Here is a 14,095-nt window from a genome sequence, read left to right as displayed (position 1 = left end):
TTTACTCCTTAACAGATTCAAACTTCAAAACTGATCCCGGCGCGATATCGTCGGGTACGGGGCCTGCCACATGGACAGTGCCCGGAAATTCCGCTTCGCTTAAACCATCGAAGCGCAGGGTGACATGACCCAGTTCGCGAAGGTTGTCTTCCGCCACGCTGCCAACGGCGGTTACCGGATAGCGATGCTGTCCGAGAGAAAATTGCAAACCGGGATGGAGTTCACCTTTCAATTCGCCGTGGCAATGAATGAAGCAATACTCTTCGAGATCCGCAGGCGCGCCTTCACGAAAGGTGATGAGCATCTGATCGCTGAGAGCGTCAGTCGCACTCGCGCCGATACGGGTGATGGTGGTCTGATAAATAACGGTCATGTTTTAACCTCTATTGATAGATAAAACCGGAGACAAACCAGGCGATAAGTACGGTAGGCGCGCCGGTCAGAAAGCGGCTCACCAGTACAGAAGGGACACCGACGCGAACCGTGTCCTGACGGGCTTCCGCCAGAGACAAACCGACCGGGATAAAATCGCAGGCCGCCTGCGCGTTGATGGCAAACAGCGCCGGTAAAGCCAGATGCGGCGGAATATTGCCGAGACCAATCTGCACGCCAATCAATACGCCGATAACCTGCGCGATAACCGCGCCAGGGCCGAGGAAAGGCGAAAGCAGCGGAAAGGAGCAGATGAGTGCCAGCATCACCAGTCCCAGAGGATGACTGGCCAGCGGAGCAAGACCGTGGGCTATCCAGTCGCCAAGACCGGAAGCCATAATGATGCCGATAAGCGCCGAGACGAACGCCATAAACGGCAGGATGGTTTTTAATACGGTGTCGATGGTGTCGCGGCCAGACTGGAACAGCACGGCAACCGCAGACCCCATGCCCATTCCTACTTTCGCCAGTAAGCCATCGCTTTGTTCGGTGATTTTCTTGCTGGTATCGTAGTCACGACCTACGGTAGAGGATTGTGGAGCAGCATCACCCACTACAGTGATGTTTTCTTCTTTTACACCGGAGACATAAATATCTTCCACGATGTACTGCGCCAGCGGACCGGACTTGCCCGTTGAGTGGATATTGATAGTGGGAATACGCCGCTTGGGATAAATGCCGCAGCGCAGTGTACCGCCACAGTCGATTACCGCGACGCCGATTTCCGCTTCTGCGGGTTCACCTTCTTTAAATCCGTCGATAGCCTGCCAGCCAGTAAGCTGTGCCAGTTTGTCGACAATCGCAGGACGTGTACCGGCGGTGATATAGACGATTTTTTTCCCCGGAGTGGCTTCCAGCTCCAGCGGGCCGCCCCAGCCCCCCGTCCCTTTTTCGATCCGAATACGTGTCATGATGTTGCTCCTGCCAGACGAACTTTCTGTTCAAGTTGAATGCCCATCTTTTTCTCAAAAATGGCGGTGGTCAGGTCGGTCACCCAACCGCGGAAGAAGTTAGTGATCAGGCCTACCAACAGATAACTGACGGCCAGCGGGCCAAGTGGCAGGTTCAGCGTTGTCAGACCGCTGGCAATTCCAAGATAAACAAACAATTCGCCGGGGTTGATATGGGGGAAGAGGCCATTCATTGAGTGGCAGCTATAAGAAGCCGCCGCATAGTAGCTGGGTTTGTACTTTTCCGGCATAAAGCGACCGAGGCTTAAGGTCATGGGGTTACAAAAGACAAACGTACCAATGCACGGTAGCAGCAGGTAACGGGAAACAGGATTACCGGCACAACGTTGAGCAAAACGTTCAATACGATGTTGACCGATAAAATTAATCAGTGCGTTCATGATTACCAGCAGGCTAATCAACAGCGGAAGAATGCCGGTCACCATCCCGGTAAACACCTCTCCGCCTTTCTGGAACAGCCCGATGAACCACTCTGCGCCATGAGTAATGGTTTCTATCATTGTTCTCTCCTTCAGAATTTATTGTTTTATTACCAAACGGCAACCTAATCTAATCAGATCGAAAGATTTAAAAGTGTTATTTTGATCGCAAAATGAAAGATAAATATTTTAATTTGAAAGTTATGGTGAAGGTGTGTCGATGAAGGGTATTTGAGTTATGTAAAGTCCGTATCGGGGAGCGACTACCGCTTCCTTGTGCAGGGCGCGATGCTTTACCATACTTGCCCCAGGTTGAATCTGTTAAATGGACTCCTCATGTTCAAGCGTCGTTATGTAACATTGCTTCCCCTTTTTGTGTTGCTTGCCGCCTGCAGCAGCAAGCCAAAACCTACCGAGACTGAAACGACCACCGGAACGCCGTCTGGCGGCTTCCTGCTTGAGCCGCAGCACAATGTGATGCAGATGGGCGGTGACTTCGCCAACAACCCGAATGCCCAGCAGTTCATCGATAAAATGGTGAGCAAACACGGCTTCGATCGTCAGCAACTGCAAGAAATCCTTTCCCAGGCGAAACGTCTGGATTCGGTACTGCGGTTGATGGATAACCAGGCACCGACCACATCGGTGCAGCCGCCATCAGGCCCGAACGGTGCATGGCTGCGTTATCGCAAAAAATTTATTACTCCGGATAACGTGCAGAACGGCGTGGTTTTCTGGAATCAATATGAAGATGCGCTGAATCGCGCGTGGCAGGTATATGGTGTACCGCCAGAAATTATCGTCGGAATTATTGGCGTCGAAACCCGCTGGGGACGCGTGATGGGTAAAACCCGCATCCTTGATGCGCTGGCAACGCTGTCATTTAACTATCCACGCCGCGCGGAATATTTCTCTGGCGAACTGGAAACCTTCCTGCTAATGGCGCGCGATGAGCAGGATGATCCGCTCAATCTGAAAGGTTCCTTTGCCGGAGCGATGGGCTATGGACAGTTTATGCCATCGTCTTACAAACAATACGCCGTGGACTTTAGCGGTGATGGTCATATCAACCTGTGGGATCCGGTTGATGCTATTGGTAGTGTGGCAAACTATTTCAAAGCGCACGGCTGGGTGAAAGGTGACCTGGTGGCGGTGATGGCAAACGGCCAGGCTCCAGGTTTACCAAATGGTTTCAAAACTAAGTACAGCATTTCGCAGCTTGCTGCGGCAGGTTTGACGCCGCAGCAGCCGTTGGGGAATCATCAGCAGGCCAGCTTGCTGCGTCTGGATGTTGGGACGGGTTACCAGTACTGGTATGGTCTGCCGAACTTCTACACCATTACTCGTTACAACCACAGCACCCATTATGCAATGGCAGTCTGGCAGTTAGGACAGGCTGTGGCGCTGGCGCGCGTACAGTAACAACTGACAAGAGGGGAGTTTAAACTTCCCTCTGCTTTATTACTGTTTATTCGAATTACGTAATTGCTTGATTTTTTTCGACAGCGATATCGTATATCCCAGGCAGACAACGCCTAATGCAGCCTGACCGAAGTCGAAAGGTTCAAGATAGCCAGAAGATAAAATCTTACATACTACTGCAACCAGGGCGCTGATGCCGCCAATGGTGACCCACATGCGCATTTGCGTGGTCTGTTTGAGCACGTTTTGTGGGGTGTTATCCGTTTTCTTTGTTGCCATTGCTTTTCTCTCCCTGTGAATACATATCAATGTGAACGCGGCATGGTAGCCTTTTTTCTTTACCGGTTGGTCGTAACAGTCTTATTTCGGAATGCGACTCGTAAAATGAATCGCTCGTCCCCATCTTCTGCGGGAAAGTGCTATCTTGTCCGGCATAAATTTTTGACTGACAGAGGTTGTGATGACTGACAGTGAACTGATGCAATTGAGTGAACAGGTCGGGCTGGCACTGAAAGCCCGTGGCGCAACCGTCACAACCGCTGAGTCTTGTACCGGCGGTTGGGTCGCGAAAGTTATTACCGATATTGCTGGCAGTTCCGCTTGGTTTGAACGCGGATTTGTCACCTACAGTAACGAGGCTAAAGCGCAGATGATCGGCGTACGTGAAGAGACGCTGGCGCAGCATGGCGCGGTGAGTGAACCCGTCGTGGTGGAAATGGCAATTGGTGCACTGAAAGCGGCTCGAGCTGATTATGCCGTGTCTATCAGCGGCATTGCCGGACCGGATGGCGGCAGTGAAGAGAAGCCTGTAGGCACCGTCTGGTTTGCGTTTGCTTCTGCCAGCGGCGAAGGCATTACCCGCCGGGAATGCTTCAGCGGTGACCGTGATGCAGTACGACGTCAGGCGACGGCTTATGCATTACAGACGTTGCGACAACAATTTCTACAAAACACTTGATACTGTATGAGCATACAGTATAATTGCTTCAACAGAACATATTGACTATCCGGTATTACCCGGCATGACAGGAGTAAAAATGGCTATCGACGAAAACAAACAGAAAGCGTTGGCGGCAGCACTGGGCCAGATTGAGAAACAATTTGGTAAAGGCTCCATCATGCGCCTGGGTGAAGACCGTTCCATGGATGTGGAAACCATCTCTACCGGTTCGCTTTCACTGGATATCGCGCTTGGGGCAGGTGGTCTGCCGATGGGTCGTATCGTCGAAATCTACGGGCCGGAATCTTCCGGTAAAACTACGCTGACGCTACAGGTGATTGCCGCTGCGCAGCGTGAAGGTAAAACCTGTGCGTTTATCGATGCTGAACACGCGCTGGACCCAGTCTATGCACGTAAACTGGGCGTCGATATTGATAATCTGCTGTGCTCTCAACCGGACACTGGTGAGCAGGCTCTGGAAATCTGTGACGCTCTGGCACGTTCTGGCGCGGTAGATGTTATCGTTGTTGACTCCGTTGCGGCGCTGACGCCGAAAGCAGAAATCGAAGGCGAAATTGGTGACTCTCATATGGGCCTTGCGGCACGTATGATGAGCCAGGCGATGCGTAAGCTGGCGGGTAACCTGAAGCAATCCAACACGTTGCTGATTTTCATCAACCAGATCCGTATGAAAATTGGCGTGATGTTCGGTAACCCTGAAACCACTACCGGTGGTAATGCGCTGAAATTCTACGCTTCTGTTCGTCTCGATATCCGCCGTATTGGCGCGGTGAAAGAGGGCGAAAACGTGGTGGGTAGCGAAACTCGCGTGAAAGTTGTGAAGAACAAAATCGCTGCGCCGTTTAAACAGGCTGAATTCCAAATCCTCTACGGCGAAGGCATCAACTTCTACGGCGAACTGGTTGACCTGGGCGTGAAAGAGAAGCTGATCGAGAAAGCGGGTGCATGGTACAGCTATAAAGGCGAGAAGATCGGCCAGGGTAAAGCAAATGCGACAGCATGGCTGAAAGACAACCCGGAAACTGCGAAAGAGATCGAGAAGAAAGTGCGTGAGTTGCTGCTGAGCAACCCAAATGCAACGCCAGATTTCTCTGTTGATGACAGCGAAGGTGTAGCAGAAACGAACGAAGATTTTTAATCGTCTTGTTTGATACATAAGGGTCGCATCTGCGGCCCTTTTGCTTTTTAAGTTTTAAGGGGATGCCATGACCGAATTAACGCCCCGTCGCCCGATATATACTCGCCTGTTGGATCGCGCGGTACGTATTCTGGCGGTACGTGATCACAGTGAGCAGGAACTGCGCCGTAAACTTGCAGCACCGATTATGGGCAAAAATGGCCCGGAAGAGATTGATGCCACGGCAGAAGATTATGAGCGTGTTATCGCCTGGTGTCATGAACACGGTTATCTCGATGACAGCCGCTTTGTTGCACGCTTTATCGCCAGTCGCAGTCGCAAAGGATATGGACCGGCACGTATTCGTCAGGAACTGAGCCAGAAAGGGATCTCCCGAGAGGCGACAGAAAAAGCGATGCGTGAATGTGACATCGACTGGTGCGCGCTGGCGCGTGATCAAGCGACGCGAAAATATGGTGAACCTTTGCCAACCATCTTTTCAGAAAAAGTTAAGATCCAGCGTTTTCTGCTCTATCGTGGCTATCTGATGGAAGATATCCAGGAGATTTGGCGAAATTTTGCCGACTGAACGCATACGGTATTTTACTTCCCAGTCAAGAAAACTTATCTTATTCCCACTTTTTCAGTTACCAGCCCGGCGGTTAACAACACGTTGCTGCTGGTAGCGATATTTCTTTAGCTTGATTTCAGGATAATTATGAGCAAGAGCACCGCTGAGATCCGTCAGGCGTTTCTCGACTTTTTCCACAGTAAGGGGCATCAGGTAGTTGCCAGCAGTTCCCTGGTTCCCCATAACGACCCAACTTTGTTGTTTACCAACGCCGGGATGAACCAGTTCAAGGATGTGTTCCTTGGGCTCGACAAGCGTAATTATTCCCGCGCTACCACTTCCCAACGCTGCGTGCGTGCGGGTGGTAAACACAACGACCTGGAAAACGTCGGTTACACCGCACGCCATCACACCTTCTTCGAAATGCTGGGCAACTTCAGCTTCGGTGACTATTTCAAACACGATGCTATTCAGTTTGCATGGGAATTGCTGACCAGCGAAAAATGGTTTGCCCTGCCGAAAGAGCGTCTGTGGGTTACCGTCTATGAAAGCGACGACGAAGCCTACGAAATCTGGGAAAAAGAAGTTGGGATCCCACGCGAACGTATTATTCGCATCGGTGATAACAAAGGTGCGCCATACGCATCTGACAACTTCTGGCAGATGGGCGACACTGGTCCGTGCGGCCCGTGCACCGAAATTTTCTATGATCACGGCGACCATATCTGGGGTGGCCCTCCGGGAAGCGCAGAAGAAGACGGCGACCGTTACATTGAGATCTGGAACATCGTCTTCATGCAGTTCAACCGCCAGGCCGATGGCACTATGGAACCGCTTCCGAAGCCGTCTGTTGATACCGGTATGGGGCTGGAGCGAATTGCTGCGGTGCTGCAACATGTTAACTCTAACTATGACATTGACCTGTTCCGCACGCTGATTCAGGCGGTTGCAAAAGTCACTGGCGCGACCGATCTGAGCAACAAATCGCTGCGTGTTATCGCTGACCACATTCGTTCCTGCGCATTCCTGATAGCAGATGGTGTCATGCCATCCAATGAAAACCGTGGTTATGTACTGCGTCGTATCATTCGTCGCGCGGTACGTCACGGCAATATGCTGGGCGCGAAAGAAACCTTCTTCTACAAACTGGTTGGTCCGCTGATCGACGTTATGGGCTCTGCGGGTGAAGACCTGAAACGCCAGCAGGCGCTGGTTGAGCAGGTGCTGAAAACTGAAGAAGAGCAGTTTGCGCGTACTTTGGAGCGCGGTCTGGCGTTGCTGGACGAAGAGTTAGCGAAACTTTCTGGTGATACGCTGGATGGCGAAACGGCTTTCCGTCTGTACGATACCTACGGTTTCCCGGTTGACCTGACGGCTGACGTTTGTCGTGAGCGCAACATCAAAGTCGATGAAGCCGGTTTTGAAGCAGCAATGGAAGAGCAGCGCCGTCGCGCACGTGAAGCCAGTGGCTTTGGCGCTGATTACAACGCGATGATCCGTGTTGATAGCGCTTCTGAATTTAAAGGCTATGACCATCTGGAACTGAACGGCAAAGTGACTGCACTGTTTGTTGATGGCAAAGCTGTTGATGCAATCAATGCAGGCCAGGAAGCGGTTGTCGTACTGGATCAAACGCCATTCTATGCAGAATCAGGCGGCCAGGTTGGCGATAAAGGCGAACTGAAAGGCGCAAGCTTCTCTTTTGCGGTGGAAGACACTCAAAAATACGGCCAGGCGATAGGTCACATCGGTAAACTTGCTGCGGGTTCTCTGAAAGTGGGCGACGCGGTGCAGGCTGATGTTGATGAAGCGCGCCGCGCCCGTATTCGTCTGAACCACTCCGCAACGCACCTGATGCACGCTGCATTGCGCCAGGTTCTGGGTACTCATGTCTCCCAGAAAGGTTCTTTGGTTAACGACAAAGTGCTGCGTTTCGACTTCTCGCATAACGAAGCGATGAAACCTGAAGAGATTCGGGCGGTCGAAGACCTGGTGAACGCACAGATTCGTCGCAACCTGCCGATCGAAACCAACATCATGGATCTTGAGGCGGCTAAAGCGAAAGGCGCGATGGCGTTGTTCGGTGAGAAGTATGATGAACGCGTACGTGTGCTGAGCATGGGCGATTTCTCTACCGAGCTGTGTGGCGGTACTCACGCCAGCCGCACCGGTGATATCGGCCTGTTCCGCATCATCTCTGAATCGGGTACTGCTGCAGGCGTTCGCCGTATCGAAGCGGTAACCGGAGAAGGTGCTATCACCACTGTTCATGCGGACAGCGATCGCTTAAGCGAAGTCGCGCATCTGCTGAAAGGCGATAGCAACAATCTGGTTGATAAAGTGCGTTCAGTGCTGGAACGTACGCGTCAGTTGGAAAAAGAGTTACAACAGCTTAAAGAACAGGCTGCTGCGCAGGAGAGTGCGAATCTTTCCAGTAAGGCAATTGATGTTAATGGTGTTAAGCTGTTGGTTAGCGAGCTTAGCGGTGTTGAGCCGAAAATGTTACGTACCATGGTTGACGATTTAAAAAATCAGCTGGGGTCGACAATTATCGTGCTGGCAACGGTAGCCGAAGGTAAGGTTTCTCTGATTGCAGGCGTATCTAAGGACGTCACAGATCGTGTGAAAGCAGGGGAACTGATTGGTATGGTCGCTCAGCAGGTGGGCGGCAAGGGTGGTGGACGTCCTGACATGGCGCAAGCCGGTGGTACGGATGCTGCGGCCTTACCTGCAGCGTTAGCCAGTGTGAAAGGCTGGGTCAGCGCGAAATTGCAATAATATAAGCGTCAGGCAATGCCGCAGAGTGAGTCTGCGGCATTCGCATCAACGCTATCGACAACGATAAAGTCAGGTTGAAGTTGTGTATATCGGCTAAACTTAGGTTTAACAGAATGTAATGCCATGACTGCTTACATGTAATGTGTTTGTCATTGCTTACTTTTTGGCGTTATATGATGGATAATGCCGGGATACAGAGAGACCCGACTCTTTTAATCTTTCAAGGAGCAAAGAATGCTGATTCTGACTCGTCGAGTTGGTGAGACCCTCATGATTGGGGATGAGGTCACCGTGACAGTTTTAGGGGTAAAGGGCAACCAGGTACGTATTGGCGTAAATGCCCCGAAGGAAGTTTCTGTTCACCGTGAAGAGATCTACCAGCGTATCCAGGCTGAAAAATCCCAGCAGTCCAGTTACTAATCTTTCCGCGTCTCATCTTTAACGGTGAGACGCACCCTCAAAATTTCTCCTTCACTTCATTTTCTTTTCGCGTTACACCCGTTCATTCATCTTTAGTCTCCCTTTTTCTGTATTACCGCTACCTTTCAGATGCCCGTTTTTCTGTTGATAAAACACTCTTTTTGGCGTTTTTACAGACTAATTGAGCGTGAAGTGTGCAAACGATAAAAGTGTGGGAAAAATTGTTTGACTTATAAGTCTCAGAAAGTAATATGTGCGCCACGCAGCGACGATGAGCGATAAACAAGTTCTTCGAAGCACTCGTAAGAGGCGTGTGGTGAGGTGGCCGAGAGGCTGAAGGCGCTCCCCTGCTAAGGGAGTATGCGGTCAAAAGCTGCATCCGGGGTTCGAATCCCCGCCTCACCGCCATTTGCATCCGTAGCTCAGCTGGATAGAGTACTCGGCTACGAACCGAGCGGTCGGAGGTTCGAATCCTCCCGGATGCACCATATTCTACGTAACCTTCAGTGATGAAGGTATCGAAGAGGTGGCGGTACTAACCGCAGGCACCAGGGAGGATAACGTTGCTTTAGCAACGGCCCGAAGGGCGAGCCGCAAGGCGAGTAATCCTCCCGGATGCACTATCTCTTACTTGATATGGCTTTAGTAGCGGTATCAATATCAGCAGTAAAATAAATTTTCCCGATGCATCCGTAGCTCAGCTGGATAGAGTACTCGGCTACGAACCGAGCGGTCGGAGGTTCGAATCCTCCCGGATGCACCATATTCTCCGTAACCTTCAGCGATGAAGGTATCGAAGAGGTGGTGGTACTAACCGCAGGCACCAGGGAGGATAACGTTGCTTTAGCAACGGCCCGAAGGGCGAGCCGCAAGGCGAGTAATCCTCCCGGATGCACCATCTCTTGCTTGATATGGCTTTAGTAGCGATATCAATATCAGCAGTAAAATAAGCTTTCCCGATGCATCCGTAGCTCAGCTGGATAGAGTACTCGGCTACGAACCGAGCGGTCGGAGGTTCGAATCCTCCCGGATGCACCATTCTCTTCGTATTATCCACGATTGATAATCTTCATGGTCTGCAAAATTGACGCAAGCACCAGGAAGGATAACGTTGCGCCAGCAACGGCCCGAAGGGCGAACGCCAGTGAGTCATCCTCCCGGATACACCATCTTCTCCAAAAGATCCCCTCAAAAATATTTCATTTCTAAATGACGATTTTATCCATTTCCTGAATAATCTTCCCCTTCGCCATCAGCGACAAAATCAAGCAATTACGCTAAAGTAGCGTCATATTTTTCGATTTGTGAGAAGGCCATGTACGAGCGTTATGCTGGTTTAATATTTGATATGGATGGCACCATTCTGGATACCGAGCCTACGCACCGTAAAGCGTGGCGCGAAGTATTAGGACGTTACGGTCTTCAGTACGATGTACAGGCCATGATCGCACTTAATGGTTCGCCTACCTGGCGTATTGCCCAGGCGATCATTGAGTTGAACCAGGCCGATCTCGACCCACATGCTCTGGCGCGTGAAAAAACAGAGGCGGTAAGAAGCATGCTGCTGGATAGCGTCGAGCCGCTTCCTCTTGTTGACGTAGTGAAGAGTTGGCATGGTCGTCGCCCAATGGCTGTCGGTACGGGGAGTGAAAGCGCTATAGCTGAGGTGCTGTTAACACATCTGGGATTGCGTCATTATTTCGACGCGGTCGTTGCTGCCGATCACGTCAAACATCATAAACCTGCGCCAGACACATTTTTGTTGTGCGCACAGCGTATGGGAGTGCAACCAACACAGTGCGTAGTCTTTGAAGATGCTGATTTCGGTATTCAGGCTGCTCGCGCCGCAGGCATGGACGTTGTGGATGTTCGCTTGTTGTGAGTGAGGCGCTATCGCTCTTCTCGTTGTTTGCCAGTAGTTTTCTCAGCGCTACACTATTACCCGGCAATTCGGAAGTTGTGCTGGTGGCAATGTTACTTTCTGGGGTGAGTCATCCCTGGGTTTTAGTATTAACAGCAACAATGGGTAATAGCCTTGGAGGGTTAACTAACGTTATCCTTGGGCGTTTCTTTCCATTGCGCAAAACATCGCGCTGGCAAGAAGAAGCCATTGGCTGGCTGAAACGCTATGGCGCAGTCACACTCTTATTAAGCTGGATGCCAGTGATTGGCGACTTACTGTGTCTGTTAGCGGGATGGATGCGCATCTCGTGGGGACCAGTAATCTTTTTTTTGTGCCTTGGTAAAGCGTTGCGCTACGTTGCGGTTGCAGTAGCCACCGTTCAGGGCATGATGTGGTGGCACTAATTGTAGGCCTGCACACATGGCCACCATTACAGTTATGCTAATTAAAACGATTTTGACAGGCGGGAGGTCAATTTGATCCCGGACGTATCACAGGCGCTGGCCTGGCTGGAAAAACATCCTCAGGCATTAACGGGGATACAGCGCGGTCTTGAGCGCGAAACTTTACGTGTTAATCCAGATGGCACACTAGCAACAACGGGTCATCCTGAAGCATTAGGTTCCGCACTGACGCATAAATGGATCACGACCGATTTTGCCGAAGCGTTGCTGGAATTTATTACGCCGGTCGATGGCGATATTGAACATATGCTGACCTTTATGCGCGATTTGCATCGCTATACCGCGCGTAACATTGGCGATGAGCGGATGTGGCCGTTAAGTATGCCATGTTACATCGCGGAAGGTCAGGATATCGAACTGGCGCAGTATGGCACTTCCAATACCGGTCGCTTTAAAACGCTGTACCGTGAAGGGCTGAAAAATCGCTATGGCGCGCTGATGCAAACCATCTCCGGCGTACACTACAACTTCTCTTTACCAATGGCATTCTGGCAGGCGAAGTGTGGTGATATCTCGGGCGTTGACGCCAAAGAGAAAATCTCAGCGGGCTACTTCCGTGCTATCCGTAACTACTATCGTTTCGGTTGGGTTATCCCGTATTTGTTTGGCGCTTCCCCGGCGATTTGTTCTTCTTTCCTGCAAGGTAAACCAACGTCGCTGCCGTTTGAGAAAACCGAGAGTGGCATGTACTACCTTCCGTATGCGACCTCTCTTCGTTTGAGCGATCTGGGCTATACCAATAAATCGCAAAGTAATCTTGGTATTACCTTTAACGATCTCTACGAGTACGTAGCTGGTCTGAAGCGGGCAATTAAAACGCCGTCGGAAGAGTACGCGAAGATTGGTCTTGAGAAAGACGGCAAGCGACTGCAAATCAACAGTAACGTACTGCAGATTGAAAATGAACTGTATGCGCCGATTCGTCCGAAACGCGTTACTCGCAGCGGTGAGTCGCCTTCTGATGCGCTGTTGCGCGGCGGCATTGAATATATCGAAGTGCGTTCGCTGGATATCAACCCCTTCTCACCGATAGGTGTTGATGAGCAGCAGGTGCGTTTCCTCGACCTGTTTATGGTCTGGTGTGCGTTAGCTGACGCGCCGGAAATGAGCAGTAGCGAACTTGCCTGTACACGCGTCAACTGGAACCGGGTGATCCTTGAAGGGCGTAAGCCGGGGCTGACGCTGGGAATTGGCTGTGAAACTGCACAATTCCCGCTGCCGCAGGTGGGCAAAGATCTGTTCCGGGATCTGAAACGTGTTGCGCAAACCCTGGACAGCATTAACGGCGGCGAAGCGTATCAGAAAGTGTGTGATGAGCTGGTAGCCTGCTTTGATAATCCCGATCTGACTTTCTCTGCCCGTATCTTACGGTCTATGATTGATACTGGCATTGGCGGAACTGGTAAAGCATTTGGTGAGGCTTACCGCAATTTGCTGCGTGAAGAGCCGCTGGAAATTCTGCGTGAAGAGGATTTTATTGCCGAACGCGAAGCGTCTAAACGCCGTCAGCAGGAAATGGAAGCTGCAGATACCGAACCGTTCAAGGTGTGGCTGGAAAAACACGCCTGACAGAAAAGAAAAAGGCCACTCGTGAGTGGCCAAAATTTCATCTCTGAATTCAGGGATGATGATAACAAATGCGCGTCTTTCATATACTCAGACTCGCCTGGGAACAAAGAGTTCAGAATATTTTAAAAAAAATTACCGGAGGTGGCTAAATGCCGTTGTTAGATAGCTTCACAGTCGATCATACCCGGATGGAAGCGCCTGCAGTTCGGGTGGCGAAAACAATGAACACCCCGCATGGCGACGCAATCACTGTGTTCGATCTGCGTTTTTGCGTGCCGAACAAAGAAGTAATGCCAGAAAAAGGTATCCATACTCTGGAGCATCTGTTTGCTGGTTTTATGCGCAACCATCTTAACGGCAACGGCGTTGAGATCATCGATATCTCGCCAATGGGTTGTCGCACCGGTTTCTATATGAGTCTGATTGGTACGCCAGATGAGAAGCGTGTCGCTGATGCCTGGAAAGCGGCAATGGAAGATGTACTGAAAGTGCAGGATCAGAATCAGATCCCGGAACTGAATGTCTACCAGTGTGGCACTTACCAGATGCACTCGTTGCAGGAAGCGCAGGATATTGCACGTAGCATCCTGGAACGTGGTGTGCGTATCAACAGCAACGAAGAGCTGGCGTTGCCGAAAGAGAAATTACAGGAACTGCACATCTAGTCAGTTTAAGCAGAAGAAGCCGGACATGCAGTAGCACCGTCCGGCTTGCCTGATGCGCTACGCTTATCAGGTTGATGCAGGGAGCGCGCCACCCGTATACCGCGACGGGCGGCAAAGTGGCATTAAAAGAGATATTTCATGCCCAGCATTCCCTGGGTATCGCTGTAACCGTTGTCACCCAACTGCTGGGCGACGTTGCCCCACAGTTGCAGACGCGGATTAAGCTGACCTTCCACCCCGACTTTTAACTCACCGATGTTACGCGCACCGATGATTTCATCGCTGATGCCATCCATCTTCACACTGTAATTGCGGGAGTTATAAATCCAGTTGGCTTCCACAAAAGGCTGGAAGGAACGCTCTTTATGCTCATCAAGAGCATTATGGCCTTGCAGATACGCTT

General features: G+C 51.0%; 15 protein-coding genes and 4 tRNA genes. 14 read left to right on the top strand and 5 right to left on the bottom strand.

The window, feature by feature from the left end; all coding sequences use genetic code 11:
- Position 1: 1 nt before the first annotated feature.
- Genes srlB through srlA form a run of 3 tightly spaced genes read right to left on the bottom strand, consistent with a single transcriptional unit; the run spans position 2 to position 1,903 of the window.
- Positions 2-373 (bottom strand): PTS glucitol/sorbitol transporter subunit IIA, encoded by a 372-nt coding sequence (gene srlB / locus C0K55_RS14270; protein ID WP_016242534.1) that lies wholly within the window; start codon positions 371-373, stop codon positions 2-4.
- Positions 374-383: 10 nt separating this feature from the next.
- Positions 384-1,343 (bottom strand): PTS glucitol/sorbitol transporter subunit IIB, encoded by a 960-nt coding sequence (gene srlE, locus C0K55_RS14265; RefSeq protein ID WP_000196931.1) that lies wholly within the window; start codon positions 1,341-1,343, stop codon positions 384-386.
- Positions 1,340-1,903, bottom strand: a complete 564-nt coding sequence (gene srlA, locus C0K55_RS14260; RefSeq protein WP_000573320.1) for a PTS glucitol/sorbitol transporter subunit IIC — start codon at positions 1,901-1,903, stop codon at positions 1,340-1,342. Before srlA ends, srlE begins: the two co-directional genes overlap by 4 nt.
- 255 nt (positions 1,904-2,158) lie before the next feature.
- Between srlA and mltB the strand changes: the two genes are divergently transcribed.
- Positions 2,159-3,244, top strand: coding sequence for a lytic murein transglycosylase B (gene mltB, locus C0K55_RS14255; protein WP_001516936.1), 1,086 nt, complete (start codon positions 2,159-2,161; stop codon positions 3,242-3,244).
- A gap of 39 nt (positions 3,245-3,283) precedes the next feature.
- On the opposite strand, the gene C0K55_RS14250 is transcribed toward mltB, so the two are convergent.
- Positions 3,284-3,523 carry a hypothetical protein gene (locus tag C0K55_RS14250; protein WP_016249109.1) on the bottom strand — a complete coding sequence of 80 codons (240 nt, stop codon included), beginning with the start codon at positions 3,521-3,523 and terminating at the stop codon, positions 3,284-3,286.
- Positions 3,524-3,704: 181 nt separating this feature from the next.
- On the opposite strand from C0K55_RS14250, the gene pncC reads away from it, so the two are divergent.
- From pncC to luxS, 13 genes are all read left to right on the top strand, one after another.
- Positions 3,705-4,202 carry a nicotinamide-nucleotide amidase gene (gene pncC, locus C0K55_RS14245; protein WP_000132228.1) on the top strand — a complete coding sequence of 166 codons (498 nt, stop codon included), beginning with the start codon at positions 3,705-3,707 and terminating at the stop codon, positions 4,200-4,202.
- A gap of 79 nt (positions 4,203-4,281) precedes the next feature.
- Positions 4,282-5,343, top strand: coding sequence for a recombinase RecA (gene recA, locus C0K55_RS14240; protein ID WP_001516934.1), 1,062 nt, complete (start codon positions 4,282-4,284; stop codon positions 5,341-5,343).
- Between the two features lie 67 nt (positions 5,344-5,410).
- A complete protein-coding gene (gene recX / locus C0K55_RS14235; RefSeq protein WP_000137971.1) occupies positions 5,411-5,911 on the top strand; it encodes a recombination regulator RecX in 501 nt (166 codons plus the stop codon).
- A 129-nt stretch (positions 5,912-6,040) separates the two neighbouring features.
- Positions 6,041-8,671 (top strand): alanine--tRNA ligase, encoded by a 2,631-nt coding sequence (gene alaS, locus C0K55_RS14230; RefSeq protein ID WP_105263614.1) that lies wholly within the window; start codon positions 6,041-6,043, stop codon positions 8,669-8,671.
- Between the two features lie 234 nt (positions 8,672-8,905).
- Positions 8,906-9,091, top strand: coding sequence for a carbon storage regulator CsrA (gene csrA / locus C0K55_RS14225; protein ID WP_000906486.1), 186 nt, complete (start codon positions 8,906-8,908; stop codon positions 9,089-9,091).
- Between the two features lie 315 nt (positions 9,092-9,406).
- Positions 9,407-9,499, top strand: a tRNA-Ser gene (locus tag C0K55_RS14220).
- A 3-nt stretch (positions 9,500-9,502) separates the two neighbouring features.
- Positions 9,503-9,579, top strand: a tRNA-Arg gene (locus C0K55_RS14215).
- A gap of 198 nt (positions 9,580-9,777) precedes the next feature.
- Positions 9,778-9,854 (top strand) — tRNA-Arg (locus C0K55_RS14210).
- A gap of 198 nt (positions 9,855-10,052) precedes the next feature.
- Positions 10,053-10,129, top strand: a tRNA-Arg gene (locus C0K55_RS14205).
- A 277-nt stretch (positions 10,130-10,406) separates the two neighbouring features.
- A complete protein-coding gene (gene yqaB / locus C0K55_RS14200; RefSeq protein ID WP_001516932.1) occupies positions 10,407-10,973 on the top strand; it encodes a fructose-1-phosphate/6-phosphogluconate phosphatase in 567 nt (188 codons plus the stop codon).
- Positions 10,970-11,398, top strand: coding sequence for a YqaA family protein (locus C0K55_RS14195; RefSeq protein ID WP_001287460.1), 429 nt, complete (start codon positions 10,970-10,972; stop codon positions 11,396-11,398). Before yqaB ends, C0K55_RS14195 begins: the two co-directional genes overlap by 4 nt.
- 72 nt (positions 11,399-11,470) lie before the next feature.
- Positions 11,471-13,027 carry a glutamate--cysteine ligase gene (gshA, locus tag C0K55_RS14190; protein ID WP_001516931.1) on the top strand — a complete coding sequence of 519 codons (1,557 nt, stop codon included), beginning with the start codon at positions 11,471-11,473 and terminating at the stop codon, positions 13,025-13,027.
- Positions 13,028-13,176: 149 nt separating this feature from the next.
- Positions 13,177-13,692: an S-ribosylhomocysteine lyase gene (luxS, locus tag C0K55_RS14185; protein ID WP_001516930.1), complete on the top strand. Its 516-nt coding sequence runs from the start codon at positions 13,177-13,179 to the stop codon at positions 13,690-13,692.
- Positions 13,693-13,814: 122 nt separating this feature from the next.
- On the opposite strand, the gene C0K55_RS14180 is transcribed toward luxS, so the two are convergent.
- A partial coding sequence (locus C0K55_RS14180; RefSeq protein WP_123059625.1) for an autotransporter outer membrane beta-barrel domain-containing protein occupies positions 13,815-14,095 on the bottom strand: 281 nt, incomplete at its 5' end.

Source organism: Escherichia sp. MOD1-EC6098 (assembly GCF_002965865.1).
Taxonomy (GTDB): domain Bacteria; phylum Pseudomonadota; class Gammaproteobacteria; order Enterobacterales; family Enterobacteriaceae; genus Escherichia; species Escherichia marmotae.
The sequence above is the reverse complement of the archived record's forward strand: the minus strand, read 5'-3'. Positions and strand labels throughout refer to the sequence as shown.